Origin of the sequence: Dyadobacter pollutisoli (assembly GCF_026625565.1) — a bacterium.
Classification (GTDB): Bacteria; Bacteroidota; Bacteroidia; order Cytophagales; family Spirosomataceae; genus Dyadobacter; species Dyadobacter pollutisoli.
Genome location: NZ_CP112998.1, coordinates 5,377,397 through 5,394,386, shown reverse-complemented (window position 1 = coordinate 5,394,386; position 16,990 = coordinate 5,377,397). Strand labels below are relative to the sequence as shown.

14 protein-coding genes are annotated in these 16,990 nt (G+C 45.8%); 2 read left to right on the top strand and 12 right to left on the bottom strand.

Features of this window, described 5'->3' with window-relative positions; all coding sequences use genetic code 11:
• Positions 1 to 9 precede the first annotated feature (9 nt).
• The 9 genes from ON006_RS21915 to ON006_RS21875 all read right to left on the bottom strand — a co-directional run bounded on the left by ON006_RS21915 (position 10) and on the right by ON006_RS21875 (position 7,888).
• The gene (locus ON006_RS21915) at positions 10 to 456 is read right to left on the bottom strand and encodes a GNAT family N-acetyltransferase (protein WP_267609905.1); all 447 of its coding nucleotides are present in this window, start codon (positions 454 to 456) and stop codon (positions 10 to 12) included.
• A gap of 95 nt (positions 457 to 551) precedes the next feature.
• Positions 552 to 1,943 (bottom strand): hypothetical protein, encoded by a 1,392-nt coding sequence (locus ON006_RS21910; RefSeq protein ID WP_244824909.1) that lies wholly within the window; start codon positions 1,941 to 1,943, stop codon positions 552 to 554.
• Positions 1,944 to 2,022: 79 nt separating this feature from the next.
• Entirely contained in the window at positions 2,023 to 3,159 is a 1,137-nt protein-coding gene (locus ON006_RS21905; protein WP_244824916.1) for a hypothetical protein, read from the bottom strand.
• Between the two features lie 98 nt (positions 3,160 to 3,257).
• Positions 3,258 to 3,872, bottom strand: coding sequence for a hypothetical protein (locus ON006_RS21900; protein WP_244824917.1), 615 nt, complete (start codon positions 3,870 to 3,872; stop codon positions 3,258 to 3,260).
• Between the two features lie 10 nt (positions 3,873 to 3,882).
• Positions 3,883 to 4,452, bottom strand: a complete 570-nt coding sequence (locus ON006_RS21895) for a thermonuclease family protein (protein WP_244824919.1) — start codon at positions 4,450 to 4,452, stop codon at positions 3,883 to 3,885.
• A gap of 48 nt (positions 4,453 to 4,500) precedes the next feature.
• The gene (locus ON006_RS21890; RefSeq protein ID WP_244824958.1) at positions 4,501 to 4,902 is read right to left on the bottom strand and encodes a hypothetical protein; all 402 of its coding nucleotides are present in this window, start codon (positions 4,900 to 4,902) and stop codon (positions 4,501 to 4,503) included.
• Positions 4,903 to 4,915: 13 nt separating this feature from the next.
• Positions 4,916 to 6,148, bottom strand: coding sequence for a sulfite oxidase (locus tag ON006_RS21885; RefSeq protein WP_244824920.1), 1,233 nt, complete (start codon positions 6,146 to 6,148; stop codon positions 4,916 to 4,918).
• Positions 6,149 to 6,359: 211 nt separating this feature from the next.
• Positions 6,360 to 7,151, bottom strand: coding sequence for a ferritin-like domain-containing protein (locus tag ON006_RS21880; protein WP_244824922.1), 792 nt, complete (start codon positions 7,149 to 7,151; stop codon positions 6,360 to 6,362).
• A 26-nt stretch (positions 7,152 to 7,177) separates the two neighbouring features.
• Entirely contained in the window at positions 7,178 to 7,888 is a 711-nt protein-coding gene (locus tag ON006_RS21875; RefSeq protein WP_374760253.1) for a ferritin-like domain-containing protein, read from the bottom strand.
• A 610-nt stretch (positions 7,889 to 8,498) separates the two neighbouring features.
• On the opposite strand from ON006_RS21875, the gene ON006_RS21870 reads away from it, so the two are divergent.
• Both ON006_RS21870 and ON006_RS21865 read left to right on the top strand, forming a co-directional pair.
• On the top strand, positions 8,499 to 8,804 hold the full coding sequence (locus tag ON006_RS21870) for a hypothetical protein (RefSeq protein ID WP_244824926.1): 306 nt from the start codon (positions 8,499 to 8,501) through the stop codon (positions 8,802 to 8,804).
• 134 nt (positions 8,805 to 8,938) lie between these two features.
• On the top strand, positions 8,939 to 10,312 hold the full coding sequence (locus tag ON006_RS21865; RefSeq protein WP_244824928.1) for a sigma-54-dependent transcriptional regulator: 1,374 nt from the start codon (positions 8,939 to 8,941) through the stop codon (positions 10,310 to 10,312).
• On the opposite strand, the gene ON006_RS21860 is transcribed toward ON006_RS21865, so the two are convergent.
• The 3 genes from ON006_RS21860 to ON006_RS21850 all read right to left on the bottom strand — a co-directional run bounded on the left by ON006_RS21860 (position 10,300) and on the right by ON006_RS21850 (position 16,810).
• Positions 10,300 to 12,825 carry a hybrid sensor histidine kinase/response regulator gene (locus ON006_RS21860; protein WP_244824930.1) on the bottom strand — a complete coding sequence of 842 codons (2,526 nt, stop codon included), beginning with the start codon at positions 12,823 to 12,825 and terminating at the stop codon, positions 10,300 to 10,302. The two genes, ON006_RS21865 and ON006_RS21860, sit on opposite strands and share 13 nt — an antisense overlap.
• A 210-nt stretch (positions 12,826 to 13,035) precedes the next feature.
• The gene (locus tag ON006_RS21855) at positions 13,036 to 14,994 is read right to left on the bottom strand and encodes a c-type cytochrome (protein WP_244824932.1); all 1,959 of its coding nucleotides are present in this window, start codon (positions 14,992 to 14,994) and stop codon (positions 13,036 to 13,038) included.
• A 28-nt stretch (positions 14,995 to 15,022) separates the two neighbouring features.
• Positions 15,023 to 16,810 carry a 3-keto-alpha-glucoside-1,2-lyase-like domain-containing protein gene (locus tag ON006_RS21850; protein ID WP_244824934.1) on the bottom strand — a complete coding sequence of 596 codons (1,788 nt, stop codon included), beginning with the start codon at positions 16,808 to 16,810 and terminating at the stop codon, positions 15,023 to 15,025.
• Between the last annotated feature and the right edge of the window lie 180 nt (positions 16,811 to 16,990).

Below are 16,990 nucleotides of genomic sequence, written 5' to 3'. Positions count from 1 at the left end.
CTGAAATCATTATTTCTTTACAATTTCCCAACGCCAGAGCTGGCCGTCTTCCGGGTCATTGACATCCTCTGTCTGTGCAAAACCAAGCTTTTCAAGAATATGTGCGGATGCATTTTCTTCCGCCAAAGTATGGGCTATCACCCTCCGGACAGCGCTTTGTTTGAGCGCGTGATCCAGTAATCCCCGGGCTGTCTCAGTACCCAGGCCTTTCAAACGATGAGAGGGCATGATTTCATAGCCGATCTCTACCATACCGTTAGCATCGGGTTCCCCTTTGTAGCCGCAGGAGCCGATTAGCTGATTGTCAGGAACGTAAATAATGAGGTACACCCACCAGTCACGAAGAGGAGGGTGCGCTTTCCAGCGATGGTAGGAAGGGGTGAATGTGTCCCGGAACTCGGTCCACTTTTTGGGGACGTTTACGCCCATAACGCGGGCCAGTGTATTATTACCCATGCGTATCGCATCAAATAGTGTGTCGTCACAGGGTACAATTCTTAAATGGGGGGTTTCAATCATATTATTCAGATATCAGCCCCCAATTTAAGAAACTATGAATTGTTTTCGTCAAAACGATCTGTAATTGCTTTCCGGATCGCCTGGTGCGGGCGCATCCCATTGCTCTTTGTTCTCGGCACCGCCCGGTCCGAAGCTGCATTGGATTTGGCACGTAACGCCAGGTTAGAAACGGACAGATGACTATTGCGCCACGAGTCATATTCCTCTTCTCCCATCACATCCCGACTCACCTGTCCATGCGCGTAACCATCTCCGAATGACTGGATACGGCTATTGGTCAGCGCCTGCTTGCGTTCGTTTTCAAGACTTTCGATTTCGGCTTTAATTTTAGCTTCTTCTTGTTTCAGCTCTTCTAACTTAGGCAATACGGCGATATCATTTTCAAGAATACTTTTTTGTGTCAAATGTTGTGTCAATGCTTGCTGCAACGGCTCCATTTGTTTCAATATTCTTTTTCTTCGGCGTCGTAATCTCCATAACTTCGGATCGACTTGCAGCCATCGGTACCAGAAACCCTGCAGAACGGGTAATGCCATACCGAGTGAAACTGCACCTGCGATTGCGAAAAGGACCCCGCTCAATACAAATGACAAAAGTGCCCACGGGCTGTTGACCAGGTCAAGGTTCAGCTGGTCTGAATTACGCAGTGCCTCCTCAATTTTATTGGTCAGCTCCGGACTGTTTACTGGTGCGCCTGTCAATGGGTCAACAGCGTTCAATTGCAGGTTTTTAACCGATTTATTGATCGCTTCCTTCAATTTGTCTGTCCGGTAGGCTTCATACCTGAACCAGCCAAGCACGATCAATGTAACGATCGCAAAAATGGAAAGCACCAGTTTAAAACCAGCGTACCGTGATTTTGCCTTCGGTGAATCGTCTTTATGGTAAGGCTCTTCAACCAGGCGGTCATAGGCGGGTTTCAACAGAATAGATAACATTGCCAGCCCGATCGCAAATGCCCAGGCTTCATTGGAATTTCTAATATTCAGCGCATATGCTACAATTTCATGCGAAATAATAAGGTCACCCGCAATGAAAGAAATACCGGCGGCTAAGAATATCAGCCCGGCAATCAATGAGTATGATGGTGCTTTGTCGGCACGCCTTTCTTTTAGCTGCTCGGTGGTGGTGTCAATGTCAGCGATTGAAGTTTCCAGGTCCTTCATTTGCTTCGCAGCATTGTTAAGGCCCATTACTTCGCTTTGCAGTCTGTCGTAGGCCGTCTTATGCTCGCGAAGTGTGTCTTGGTGCCGGACTTTAACGGACGAAAGTTCCGCGCTTTTAGAGGTGATCCGATCCTGGATCCAGTCATGGTTGACATTACTGGACAAATATGATTCGTAAACCTGACGGTCAATTCCCTCCATCCCACGGGTGTAGCCGTGTTGGTAATCGCCGTTTTCGTTTGGATTTTGCTCGTTCATAACCTAAATTTTTGGGTTGATCGAATGATAATATTGTAAAAACCAGGCCACCAACGTCGTTGATAGCTGATTGAAAAAGCTATTTGCTGCCTTTTTGAATTAGATTAAGCTGACGGGTCGTCAGTTCATTTTTCATTCGTCTGGCCAGATAAAACTCGCTTTCAAACAGTTTAATCAGCATATCTCGCTTAGCATTGAGGCGATCGCGTTCTGTTTCTGCATTGCTTTGCTCGCGGAGTACCTGCCATTTTTTCACCCTCAACTCGTCGATTTCTTCCTGTAAAGTGTGGCATTCCGTTTCCCAATTGTAGTGATTGTCAACAGAATCCTGGCGGTCTTTACGGATGTTCAACCAGGCTTGCAGGTCATTGCGTAATACTGTAATGTTGCTGAGCAGCAGTTTTCCGGCGAAAAGAAAGAGGAAGAATACAAACACAAACAATGCAAACGCCTGCCACCAGGTTTGATGCGTGATCACATTGGCAAAAACAAATAGCGCAGCCGCAAAAGGCAACCCTATTTCTTCAAGTAATGCTTTCCAGGTCACCCGTGATTCGGTGTCATGAAACAGAGAAATTCGTCCGAAAAGACTGAACATACCCGCCAGAAATACGCCGAGGGCGATCCAGGAATTATCGGCAAACACAGGTTTTAATGATTCCCGGATCAGGAAAAAGTTACCCACGCACATGGCGACGCATAGTGTAATGCCTATCAGCGTACGAGGCAAATGGTGCTCTTTTTCAGAACGGTCAGCAGGGTTTTTAAGCTTTTCCTGCAGTTCCTCGATCCGGTTATTTTTCTGGCCAATGAACAGGTTAAGTTCCTGTATCCGCTCATTGTGCTCCTCAATGTTAGCTATGTGACCGGCTGCCAGATTGGAGAAGTATTTTTGGATTATATCGGTTTTCTCGTGCGGGTCCGACTCCGAAAGTCCGAACAAAACACCCTCGTCCCGCAAGGTATCCTCGTCTTCCAGCCAGTAAGGAATCTGTACTTCAATTTTCGGGATTTCGATCGGCTGCGGGGTCAGTTGTTGCTCAGCTACCCGGGCAACCGGTGCTTCCACCGCCTGGATATATCTGTTTTCTGGAACAAATTCGGCAGGTCTCGTGACGCTTTCCTGGACCTCAACAGGTTCATCATCATAGTATTGATTCTCGTCGGACTCCTTCGGACGAAACCAGTTCGCAATGTATTCAGTCAATTTGGCCATAAGTGTATCATGGATTAGCCTGCGATTATCCATGAAAACAGAGAATATCCCTACATTATTGTGATGATCGGCTATTAAAAAAGGTAAGCTATTGGGAATTAGGACATTTCAAACATCTTCTGTAATGCTTGCCAGAGTTTTTTCTTAAGATTACGGTCAGCTTCGATGACGACCAGCGGATCGGTGAGCAGGAACCAGATGCCGTCAACCATTTTTGGAGTGTAAGGCATTAATAGTAAGTCCAGTTGCAGCTTAATGAGCGGTACTCCGAATGTGATAAAGAAGTTTGTACTTTTCTCGGCAAGTACAGTCCTGGCGTCTTGTCCGGGAAGGAAACTGAAATTAAGAATATCCGAGGTTTCCGTAGAATGACCCACGGCTTTTAGAATATTATCCAGAAACAACGATTCCGAAACGATCATTTCTTTTTGTTTCGGCTCATCGATCAGGATCAGTACCGAATGTTTCAATGCCGGGAAACTGGCGGATACAGGTGCTGGAGGGGCTTGTACTGGTGCTACATTCACGTTGGCAATAACGGGAGTTTCTAAAACCGGAGATGCAACTGCGGTTTTAGAAACAGGGGCGGCTGTTTCTTTGACCTCAGGTTCGTTAATCGCGACTTCTGCAACTGGCTGCACAGGATATTCTCCCAAATGAAAAAGCGTTTCATGCTGGTACAAGATCTGATAAAGCGCCGCCGACGAACTCATTGACTTTTAATTATAGTTTACCGAAAAAAAATCCCTGCTGGCTCCATATGCCCAGTTTTTGCTTCCTGGCCTGAATTTCCAGGTTAGAGTATTCAGTACTGCTCGAATATTTTTTAAAATGTACGGCCAGCCCTTTTTTGACAAGTTCCTTATTTAAAACCCTCCCATCAGGCAAGATCACCTCGCCGAGCAACCGACCATATTTGTCAAACTCGCCGGTGTGCCTGATACTAACCATTTTACGAAAGCATTTGTCGCTTGTAAATTGTTTGGCAACCTTGTAATACGGCTTGCCACGTTCCGGGCAGTTAACATGCAGGAACCGGATCCTTACCGGTTTTCCCATGCGATGCCCCGCCTTTTTTCCGGTGTATAAAAATTTCAGTTCAATGGTATCTCCATCCTGAATGCCGATCACTTCTGCTTTTAATGGATTGGGTAAATCACTACTCTTTTGAATATGCCTGTCGGGCTTAATGAGTGGTTGGCTTTGTGCAGAGGATACGACTCCCAGCGCCAGCATTGCAACAAACAGGTAATGAACGGGTAAACTTGAAGTGAGGAAACGAAAACTAAACACGCGGAAAATTCATAACATTTGAAACGATAAATATAAAGATTGTTTCCCTCATTTCTGTTCCAGCTTGTACCATTTGATGTCTTTCAATGGTGCCCTTCTGGCCACGGCAGCGGTAGGAGCGTAGTATTTTTCCAAATAGTCGAGCACTTGCTTTTCGGTATCTCCCAAGTTCCAGAGGTTGTGATTGGCCTGCATCCAACGGATTTTTTGCTTCCAGCCGTCTCTGGTAAACCGGTTCTGAAGAATCAGTTTCGACGAATGACAGCTGGTACACTGCGCTTTGACCATATAAAGGTTTTCATCCTCGATCAAACCTGTCTGAGTGTCCCTCTTCAATGTGTCCATGGCGACCACGAGACCACTGCCGACGGAGTTTGTTGATTCCGGTTTTTGGGTAAAAATATTGGAAACCATGCCCAATGCTGCTACCAGTACTAATAAGATTTTCATCATTTGCAGATTGTTAACCGACTTTCACCGCAATTCTTTCACATGCATTGTTGAGGTAGCCACCCGGATTCCAGGCGGGAGATACCATGGGCTGTGCAACACCATTATTGTCGGTAGCCCGTACCCACACTTCGTAATATCCTTTTACAGGAAATTTTAGCCTGGTATTCCAATGTTGCCACGCGAGCCGGTTAACAGGCAGTTCCAGTTTGCAATCCTTCCAGGTAGCGCCGAAATCGATGGAAACTTCCACTTTTTTAACGGAACGATCTCCTGCCCAGGCATGTCCGCGTAAGGCCAGCTCGGTTTCCGCCGTGATCATTGCACCGGATTTGGGATAAGTGATCAATGATTTCACCGGCATTGACTCAATAATCTTGAAGTACTGATCAGTCTGCGGTACTTCTTCTCCCGGAGCCACCGGGTTTCTTGGGATTCTATAGCTATGCCCGTCCATTTTGGCACCGTCGTGTACTTTATTGCGCACCGAAATGCCACTGAGCCATTTACCGGAAACCGATGCAGGCCAGCCACCGATCACAAGCCGGAGCGGATACCCATGAAATTCGGGAATATCCTGACCATTCACCTGCCAGGCCAGCAATGTTTCATTTTCCATTGCTTTACTGATCGGCACGCCGCGCGAAATGGATTCTTTCTTTGGGTCGCGGCTCAGGTGAATATCTTTGGAATGATAGCCAATGTATACGGCATCATCTTTAATGCCCACATCCGCGAGAATGTCTTTCAATCTCACACCGGTCCAGGAAGCGCAATGTACGGCACCCTGGCCCCATTGATTGCCCGAAGTCTGCGGTTGAAAGCCCGAGCGGCCGTTTCCGCCACATTCGAGAACCAGCTGGTACGTATAAGTTTTGAATCGCTTTTTCAGGTCTGCCAGTGTATAGGTTTTCGGTGCCTTGGCCGATTCTCCGTCTATAGTAAGCGTCCAGTTGCTGACGTCGATCTTTTCAGGGACCAGGCCATTGTTACGGATAAACATTTTGTCTACGGGGGTAATGCGGTCGTCGAGCAGGTGCACCGGTGATTCCACGTTCCAGGGTTTGTCACCTTGCACTATCATTTCAGGGCTTTTTCCTTTTAATGCATCGCCTTCTTCCAGTAGCACCGGAATATATCCTTTGGGTAAATGATCAGCAAAAACAATGTCACTACCGAGCGCCGCCACGAGGGCTGTGAGGCTGCCTGTTTTTAAGAAATTTCGTCTGTTATGTACAGAATTCATATGAAGGTCCAGGAAATTGGTCTGATTGTTCAACGATCAAATTTACATAAACCATGTTGTGAATCATTCTAATTTGATAATTACATACCATTTTGAGCAAAAAAAGAGGTTACCGTACGGCAACCTCTTGTCAAGAATAGTGTGTCATAACACTTCGAACATTACTGTCACTCAAAAAAGTGTATGTATACGTTCACAGGGGAGAATTTACTTATTTCGTTATGAATGGTCCTGCAATCGCAAGAACCGCTTCCTTCGTTAACGGCTCGTCAAATGCCTCTGTAATAGCAGCATCAGATTTGGATGCAAGTCCTTTCAGATCCTTGCCACCCTGGGTCATATTGTCTTCACCCACGTAGATCGCGGGAACAGCTCCTTCTTTTCCGGTAATCCAGCCTTTCATCGCAGGGTTGCTGGTAACCGTTGCGGCCAGCCTGCGAACCACTGCCGCGTGCCGTGCTTCAACAGAGTGTACCTGCAATGCATATTCAAGGATTTGCGGATCAGCCAGTAGTTCGCCAGCCTGACCTTTGTAGGCACGTACACCGGTGTCTTCCAACGCGCTCGAAACAGTTACAAAAGTTTTGTAGTTGGTGAATACATCACCAAATGCACCGCCATATTTGAAATCAAATGTGGGTTTAGCAATCGCTTTGGCTCCCAAAGCCTTTACAAGAAATGCAACGTGCTGTGTTTCGTGCTTACCGATCTGAGTAAAAATCGCTTTATCAGACGCCGGGATCAGGCCCGCAGCTGCATTACCAGCTTTGTAAAATTCGTCTTCCAGGTATTCCAGCGTCAATGCATAGTTAAGTACGTCAATAGCTTTGGCCGACTGTGCATATGCCTTGTTCACGATGGAAGCGAAGGCCGTAGGAACTGCAACAGCAGCAAGCTTGCTTCCGATTTTGCTCATAAAATGGCGACGCGTAGCATATTCAAGACGACCTGCTACATCCCCGTCGATTTTTTGAAACTCATCTATTATTTTGAAAATATCCATTGTTTCTGATCAAATTAAGTTGAAAATTATTTACCTACGTTCGCACCTGTGATGGTATCCTTCACGTAACCTTTTACAGCTGTAAGGATGTCTGCGGGCGCAATCGCCTTGTCAAATCCGTCCCCGTTGATAATGTCATCACCAGCGAAATCAGCTGATTTTGGATTGATAAGATCGCGGATAACAGCTGCGTGACGGGCTTCAACGGATACGATTTTACCTGCAAGAAGTAGGTAACCAGGGTCTTTGATCAACTTACCGGCACCGTTATAGGCAGCAACTCCGGTATCTTCAAATAATTTGGCAGCGCCAAGTACAGCGTCTCTTTTTGTAAAATCAATGGCAGCGAAATTGGGAGTAAGTCCTTTGATCGCCTTATCGCCCAGCGCGGCTTTGAAAAAATCGCGGTGAACAACTTCGTGGTCACGAATGTCTGTAAGAATTGCTTTTTCAGCGTCGGTAATGCCTGTGTAAGGCGTTGCAACGACTTGTGTGTAGAATGCTGCTTCTAATTGTTCAAGAGCGTATGCATAGTTTAATACACCAATATCACCTGAGCCAAGATCTACTGCGTCACCTGTTCCGGGAATCATTGGATCAGGATCGTCATCACTGCACGCCGCACCCAACACAATAGTACCCAATGAAGTGGCTAGTCCGGCAGAGCGTAAAAACAAACGTCTGTTCACTACTGACGTGATTTCCCCTTCTTCCTTTCCGGAGTTTTTTGATTTCATTATTTTGTTCATAGCAATAAAAGGTTACTGAGGTTCCTTTCGTTCGTCGAAAAGACTTTTGAGAGACCTACGACCTTGTTTTTGCTTTAGATCAAATGAATGGAAAAAAGAGAAGGAGGCGTAATGGGATTGTGGGAGGTATTATTAAACAAAAAGAGCCTATTGCTAGACTCTCAGTGCTTTCAGACTAACCGATGGGAAAATAGTAACGTTGAGTAAAAATGCCGGAGCAAATATATATTTTAATGAATGTATAGCGCTATCGTATTGTTGGGTGTGTAGTTAAAATTCTACAAATCGGTTATTAATAATTACTACGCAAATATAAGCGAATATGTTCTTAACAAAAGAAGTTTCCCAAAAAATAATTTTGAATTTTTTTTAGTTACATGGATAGTCTAATGCGATGGAGACATTTTCATTGGTAAAATTTTGTGTGGTTGCTGTTTATTTCTACAAGATGTGGGAACCGACCTCATGATGTTTTTTAAGGATTGGCGCTTTCAAATTTGTTTATCACTGATAATCACCCTTTATTGTGAACGATATTTGGTGGTATGAAAATCGTATCCCCATATGTTACTATTCAAGAAAAACTGCTTGCCAAACCATGCGATACCTCATTGTTATTTTCTGTCTGACCGCACTCAGCGGATACGCTGCCGGAAGCGAAATGTCATTATCCGGAGTTCCTCATTCAATCAACGCTGTGCAGGGAAAAGTTTCAGTACGTCCTGAAGATTTGCCGGAAGCGGTTAAAGCCACGATGGCCGGAAATATGTATGCAGACTGGAAAATCACCAGCGCTTACCTGGTTACGAGAGACGATAATTCACAATATTACGAGATCAATATCAAAAAGGAAGCCGAAACGGCAGTTGTCAATCTAGATAAATACGGCAAGAAAATTGATTAAAATTCTCTGCTGATGCATTTTAAGGGCCTTGACAGGAAAAGCCGGAGATTTCTCCGGCTTTTGGCGTTTGTTTTTATAATTTTACATTTTACCTGCTCGTTAGTTAGTATTTATTTTGAAATTTTTGAAACCCTATGGCTCACCTGCTCCTCGTAGAAGACGATACTACATTTTCGAAACTGCTTAGTAATTTTCTTGGTAAGCATGGTCACCAGGTTAAGGTTTGCTCAAATATTAAAGAAGCCCGCGAAGCCATCGCAAATGGCGACGAAGATGGCCCGTATGAAGTGCTGATGCTGGATTACAGACTGCCCGACGGGAATTCGGTCGATTTTCTGAAAGCGTTGAGGAGTGAAGGAAACCGCACAGCTGCTTTTATCATGACGAGTTTTCATGATGTGAGAACAGCTGTAACGGCCATGCAAATAGGCGCGTTTGACTACATTACGAAGCCCGTTAATCCCGAAGAGCTATTGATGGTACTGGGAGAAGCGCTGAATAAAGGCGAAGTGACTGGTGTAAAAGCGGTACCCAAAGCGAAAGCGGCAGTGAAGACCGAAAGATCTGGATTAGAATATATTGAAGGGAAAAGCAAAATTTCCAAGCAGCTTTATGAATATGTGAGGCTGGTGTCGCCTACGGATATGTCCGTTATCATTCAGGGCGAAAGTGGTACAGGTAAAGAGCATGTAGCCAAATCCATCCATAAACTGAGTAAACGTGGTAAGGGACCGTTCGTCGCGATTGACTGTGGTTCGCTATCCAAAGACCTCGCTGCCAGTGAGCTTTTTGGCCACAAAAAAGGAGCATTCACAGGTGCCTTGCAGGATAAAATGGGTCAGTTTGAAGCTGCTGACGGAGGTACATTGTTTCTCGACGAGATCGGGAATTTAGGCTATGACGTACAAATCAAGCTGCTGCGTGCATTGCAGGAAAGGATTATCGTCCCTATCGGAGCAACCCAGCAAGTGAAGGTGGATGTCCGCCTGATCGCCGCTACCAATGAGGATCTGATGACCAGCGCTGCCAATGGTGATTTCAGAGAAGATTTATATCACAGGTTGAATGAATTTAAAATAGAGGTGCCTCCACTTCGCAAAAGAGGGGAAGATCTGGGCATTTTTATTCAACATTTTGTGGACAAAGCAAATCAGGAACTGGGAAGGAATGTCCGTGAGCTCTCCAAAGAAGTAATGGACGTATTCCAAAAATACGACTGGCCGGGTAACCTTCGTGAATTGAACAATGTGATCAAGAGACTGGTACTGCTTTCGAAAGAGGAGGTAGCTACATTGAGCGCCCTCCCGGCTGAAATGATCACCGCCATGGAAGATCAGCAGAAGCCGGCAGCAGGTTCGGACCTGAAAGCTTTACAGGAAACGCACGAAAAAGAAATGATCGAAAGGGTATTGCAGGAAGTACGCTATAATAAAAGCAAAGCCGCAAAACTGCTTAATATCGACAGAAAGACACTTTATTATAAAATTGAAAAGTATCACATCGAATAGGAAAGCGCTCGTTCGCCAACCTGTTCGATGACCGACACCGCGCTCGCCACGACGTCTTTCATTTCGGCGACAGATACCCGGGAGGAATCCTCACGCAATGCGATCTCCAATGCACGGAACCGTGCAGAAAGTTCTCTGGCACCTATCTGGCCGGTTCTCCCGGCCATTCTGTGCATGATTTCCTGCACTTTTTCCAACTCCCGGGTTTCAATGTTAATGTGCAAAGCTTCGATATCATTGCGCGAATCTTTGACAAACTGGTCAAGGATCTCCCTGATCATTCCCTCGTCCCCGAATGTCATTTCATTCAGCATGGAGAAGTCAAACTCGGTACGTTCTATCGGCTTTTGCGGCTCTGAGGGCGAATAATTTTCGAGCAATTCCAGTAACTCAGTCGAGTGGAACGGTTTCATCAGATAGCCGTCAAAACCAAGGCTGAGCAGGTTTTCCCGCTCTTCGGGTAGTGCCTGGGCGGTCAATACGAAGAATTTGACATCCTCGGGAGTGGACCTGCGAAGCCGCTTGCACAGTTCAGCGCCATTCATACCTGACATTCGCATGTCGGTCAGGACAAATTTTACCTGATTATCCCAAGGCCTGTTTAATACCTCCTCGGCCGAGGAGAACGAAGTGTGTGGAATGCCGTTCAATTCGAGAACGGATGAGCACCATTTCAATATAAAAGCATCATCATCAACCAGCCAGACCTTTCCGGTGATGTTATAATTCTTTTCTGGTGTTTCTTCTGTCATTTCCAGTGTTTCAGCTTTTCTCATGCTGGCGTGCACAAAAAAAGTCGTGCCTTGACCCGGCGTACTTTTTACATTGACAGTACCGGCCAAGCCTTCGACCAATGCTTTTACAATGCTGAGTCCCAGACCAGTACCACCATACCGGCGCGAGATAGAAGGGTCGGCCTGCTCAAACTGATTAAAAACACGCTGCATCTGCTCTTTTGAAAGACCAATACCGGTGTCCGAAACCTGAAACTCCGTGTTAACCTGGCTGCCGGCCTCGATACCACTTGCTTTGAGCACAACTTCCCCCGTTTCGGTGAATTTAATAGCATTGGTCAGCAGATTATAGAGAATTTGCCGCAGCCTGAAAGGATCACCATTGAGATACAAATTGGGAGATAATGAATTTTCCAGGCGCAATATCAGCCCTTTTGAAAGTGCAGTGGGGCGTAACACCTGAATTACTTCATTCAGCAGCGGACTAATTGCAAAGACACGGTTTTCAAATGTAAAGCGATCGGAAATGATCCGGCTGTAATCCAGTACCTCGTTTACAAGGTATAGCAAGTGTTCCGAGGCGGAATGTAGTGTTTCAAGGTCTTGCTTTCGCGGCTTTTCATCTTTTTTCAATGCCTCCGTATAGCCAATGATCGATTGCAGCGGTGTCCTGATCTCGTGGCTCATGTTGGACAGAAACCGCTGTTTGGCCATACTATGATACTCAGCTTCCTCTTTGGCTTCTTCAAGTTGACTGCGGTATTCATTGCTTTTAGTAATGTCTGCGAATATGAGATAGGACAAGAGGGCTATCACGAAAAAGAACCCTAGCATAACCCATTCAAGTCCGTTGATGCTTTTCGCAACAATGTTTTTAGTAAGAGAACTTTCTTTGTTAGACTCTCTCAGAACCTCTCTTTCTACCTTCTGCATCACGTCCAACAGTTGCTGTACCAGTGAATTGCCTGCTGATGCTAGCTCCTGTTCGCGATCTATGAAACTAGTCGTCCTTATTTTTTGTGATTTCTCAATGGCATGTACCGCCTCGCCGACCCGTTCAATGGTGCTGTCTTCCTGCGCAACGGTGATCGTATCGACCTGTATATTCACCTCCTGCTTTTGCACTACCTTAGCAGGTTCAGGCAATGGGGCCTTTTTGTTTTTCTTTGAGCCTCCGCCAAACACCCTGTTGAAAAAGCCTTTCTTCTCTGCTGCTTTTTGGGCAGTATCAGGAAGCTCGGTGTAAACGGTGGTAGTAGTCGTTCTCTTTTCAGTTTTGACCACCGTGCTGTCCGGCTTTAACTTGGTGGTGATCAGGCCGGAGATTTCTTTAACTTCATCTTCTAAATCCTTGTTATTGACCAGTTTGGAGCGCACTTTGACATAGCTTCCGTAAATCTTTTCGCGTTGTTTCAGCAACTGCTTCATGGAGTCGATACGAATCATTTGCATTGGGTCACCATAACTCATAGCACTCAGGGAGTCGAGTGTGGCTATCAACTCTGCGGACTGAGCTAGTACCTGGTCGTCTTTTTCTTCGCCTTTCAATGTTCCGGCATTCTGTAAATGATCGAGCTGCAGAATGTTTTTGAAGATTTTATTAACGAGCCTGAGCTTGTCATTCGGCGTGGAGAGTACTTCCAGCTTATTCAGCATATTCGTAAAAGCAAGCCGGGTGATCATCCAGGATGCCCCAAGTGCCAACGAAGCGATGAAGAAGCCCAGCAGGACTTTTCCCTTGACAGACTTAAATAAAAACAGGTCGCGTAAAGCTGACATAATGCATTGATGTATTGATACTAACTAACGCATTTTCAATCACTAATGGTGCAATTGAGAGATATTTGTCCGATTCGTGATGTGAATATAATGCATTAAAGTCAATGTTGGTATGTGGTGTAAAAACCAAAAAAAGGCTGTCTCTTTTGCTGAGACAGCCTTTTTATTAATTTAATCTTCTCAAAACCGGCGGTTACCGGCAAGCGGGAATTATTTGCCTAATGAATTGATCCATGCAGCAATTTTAACTGCATCTACCTTAGGAACCTGAGGCATCGGTGCCATTGGAGTCGCGTAATCCGGCCAGTTTTCAGGCTTAGGATTGTAGATCAGGTTCACGATTTGCTCGTTGGTATACTTACGTTTAGCAACGTCCGCATAGCTCGGCCCAACTACTTTTTTGTCAGCAGCATGGCAGGCCAGACAGGTGTTTTTCTGTAAAAGAGGTTTGATCTCGTCGAAGGTTGGTGCTTTCGTAATGCCAGCTTTGGCAGCCGCTGGTTTACCTTTTCCATCCGGAGATACGTGCTCTTTTTCAACAGCTTTGGTTGTCGAAGCAGAAGCACTTGCAGAGCTAGTCGAGCCTGAACGCGTGGTTTTCAATTCCGAAACTTTCAGTTTTTCGCCGTCAGGAATATTGTTCAATGTATAGTAAGCATCCGTGTGAACCAGTGACCAGCTGTTAGTAGCAGCGCGAACGCCCTCCAGCTGGATCTTGTGCACATAATACTGACGCATGTTATCCAATACGATGCGCACTTTTTTATTGTCGTCAGAAACTTTCACGCCCGTTATTTTTACCTCTTCGGTATTGATCGGAGGACTTCCATATACAGGATAATGCTTGTAGAGGTAGCTGCTTACTTTGTAAGAATCCAGATCCTCGGCAGATTTACGGTCAACAGGCATGGTGAATTCAATTTCGAAACCGTCAGGCTGTGCTTTCACGGTGTACATTTCGAAAGGCATTTTACCATTCCATACCAAACGCTGCAAGCCCTGGTTGGCATCTCCGGCCGATCCCCATCCGCGGTTAGTCTCACCTACGAACATGGAACCGTCTTTGTCAAACGCCATACGCAATACTCCGGACTGGAAACCGCTACGGAAACCAATGCTGGCTCCCTGGTATTCACCCTTTACTTTTTCCAAAACCACACGCATAATGTTGCTTTGTCCCTGGTCTCCTACGAAAACCTGCCCTGTAAATGGTCCGAAATCGCCTTTTGTATTATCCATGATCAGCTCAGAAGTAGATACTCCGTGAACACCATATGGGAGCCAAACAGCTGGCAATTGTACCATATCGTACTTTTCTTTTAGCTGATACAAGAACTGCGGGGCCTCATTACCAGTGTTTTCTGGCTTGATCGCCCGACCTTGTGCGTCTTTGTGCTGGCGGTTATCACGCTCAGCGAAGAATTGTTTTTCAGTCAGCTTAACAGGAGAGTTTGGAAGCCCTGCCCATTTCAAACCAGCCGGGTGGCCCATAAAACCTCCTTTTTTAACCTGGAAAATACCACCTGTACCCATCCAGTCACCTTGGTTGTCCGTGTAAAACAGCTCGCCATTCAGCATGCTGATGCCAGCCGGGGAGCGAACTCCCGTTGCGTATGGTTCGTACTTTCCGTCATTGGTAATGTGGAAAATCCAGCCACGGCCTGGTACACGGCTTTCGCCTCTCCACCATTCTTCATCACCAAAAGCTACGTTACCACTGACAAAAAAGCTTCCGTCCGGTGCCAGTTTAGGACCGAAAGAATACTCGTGGTAATGTCCTGACAATGGCCAAGCGTATACAGTCTCGTAAACATCTGCTTTACCGTCGCCATTCTTGTCGACCAGCTTGGTAAGCTCTCCGCGTTGTGCGCAATACAATGCACCTTCCTTGTAAGCGAGGCCCAGGATCTCGTGCAAGCCTGTCGCGAACTTTCTGAAATAAGGCGTACGGCTGGTAGGGTTATCGACGATCCAAACCTCTCCGCGGCGTGTAGAAATAGCGAGGGAACCATTTGGCAGGGTAGTCAATCCACCCACTTCCAGTATAATTCCTTCCGGGATCGGCGGAGTGATGATCTTGTAAAAATCTTCTTCTTTCGGAGACTCCTGTGCTTTCAGCATCGTGAGCGTTGCCAAAAGAGCAAATGCTATGTGAGCAATTTTTTTCATTATATAATAAGGTATGATAGGATTAAAATCAGAACAAGATCGAATACTTAACTTCACCATTGGTCACCGGAACCAGTAGTTCCTGCAAACCGTTAGCGCTTCTGATTTCAGGTTTAACACTTTTATCAGCCAGCTGAATGTAGTAGGACTTGTTGTCCACCGCGTACAGGCCATCGGAAATTTTTTCGATTGAAGAACCATCCGCCAGTCTCGCAACCAGGTCTTTCGCAGGATTATTTACTTTAATGATGCGTTCGAAATACTGATTGTTCACAACAGAAATGTAATCCGTTACAGCTGAGCCAAATGCCTGGTATTGGAAAGTAGGAACATCCTGATCGTCCAATACATAACCTTTCGGGCGGTAGCCGCTTCCGGTAGTATCTCCTTCCCATTTCGCTTTTCCTGATTTGCCAAGGATCATATCATCGCCTAGCAATGTCACACTTCCTCTCGGACGTGACGAGCCATCGCCGCGATCATGCCACATGGGGGTAGCGTCCAGGAACTCCCCGCGCCAAACCTGCAATACCGTTCCTTTGTCCAGGTCATAAGTATAATGCAGGTTGGTAGGGCTGCCTACTGAAACTGCATGCACTACACGTTGTCCTTTGGATTTGGGGTCTTTTTTGAAATCCATGAAACTGCGGGTAATGGTATTGGTACCGGCAGAAATCAGGATAGGATCATTGGATCCGCCTGCAATGGCAGAGCTTTTGGTATGGTAAGCCACTTCACGGAATCCCGGGCCACTTACCCAAAGGCCTAATGCCGGACGCATCCAGCCATCTCTTTTATTGTTGAATATTTCAATGGTATGGTCGCCAGCTGTAAGCTTAGCGGTTCCCTGGCGGAAATCGTTGTTGGTTTTCCATTGCGCATCAATGACGAATTTGCCATCGATTTTCAGGTAAGAATTCCCCGAAGCCTGCAATTTGAAATTATAATCTCCTGCGGTAGGCGCATTGTATCGGCCTGTATAAAGGTAGGAGTAGTTGTTGTTTTCTTTCAGGATCTCCCAGCTCAATGCTTCCGATTTGCCGGTTTCAGCAGGAGTAAGTTTGGACAGGTCTTCGGTTTCGCTCAAACCGCCGTAATATGTTTTGTAGGTAAGCTCCGACAGCGTACCTGGTTTTTTATCAAAATTGTTGATCACAATGTTTTTGATCGCCAGAGAACCGTGGTCACCCTGGATACGGATCGGGCCCATTGCCACGTCGTCCGCAGTTAATGATCCACGGGTAGGGCCGCTCACTTCCACATTTTCATGAATGGTTACGCCATTCAGGACAATAGATAGGAATACTGCATTGGAAACCTTTTTACCATTAGCGTCAAAACGGGGAGCCTGGTAAGAGATCTTGATATTTTGCCACAAACCCGGCGCTTTCGCTACATTGAAACGTGGCGCATAACCTTCGTAGCCTTTTTCGCCCTCGGGTTTAGAGTCATTCCAACGTTCGTAAATTCCACCATTGTCATTGTACTTGGCAGATTTTTTACCCCAACTGTCGAAAAGCTGTACCTCATAATTTCCTTGCAAATAAATACCTGAGTTCGAGCCTTTGGTAAGCATGAAATCCAGTTCAATGTCCAGATCGCCGTGTTTGAAATTGGAGATCAGCTCATACTGGTTGCCATACTTGCCTTTTTCGTGGGTGCATGCCAGTACACCTTTTCCAGGCGTAGTGATCAGCACATTTTCCTTCGAAATGTCGGCAGACGCATTTCCTACGATTTTCCAATTGTCGGATTTCGTAGTAAATGCACTAAGGTCGTTAAGAGGGATGGGCTGCTGGGCATAAGCAGATTGCATAGCAAAAGCTGCAATGCCACAAGCAATTAGTTGTAGAATTGAACGGTTAATTTTAAACATACTTGAAGTAAGCTTGTCGGTTTTAGATTAAAGCGCCGCTTTGGGCGGTGCAAATTACGTGATAAGATTTGGGAAAATTACATTTAATTAGATGAGAATCGAGTTTGTTAATGCTTTTTA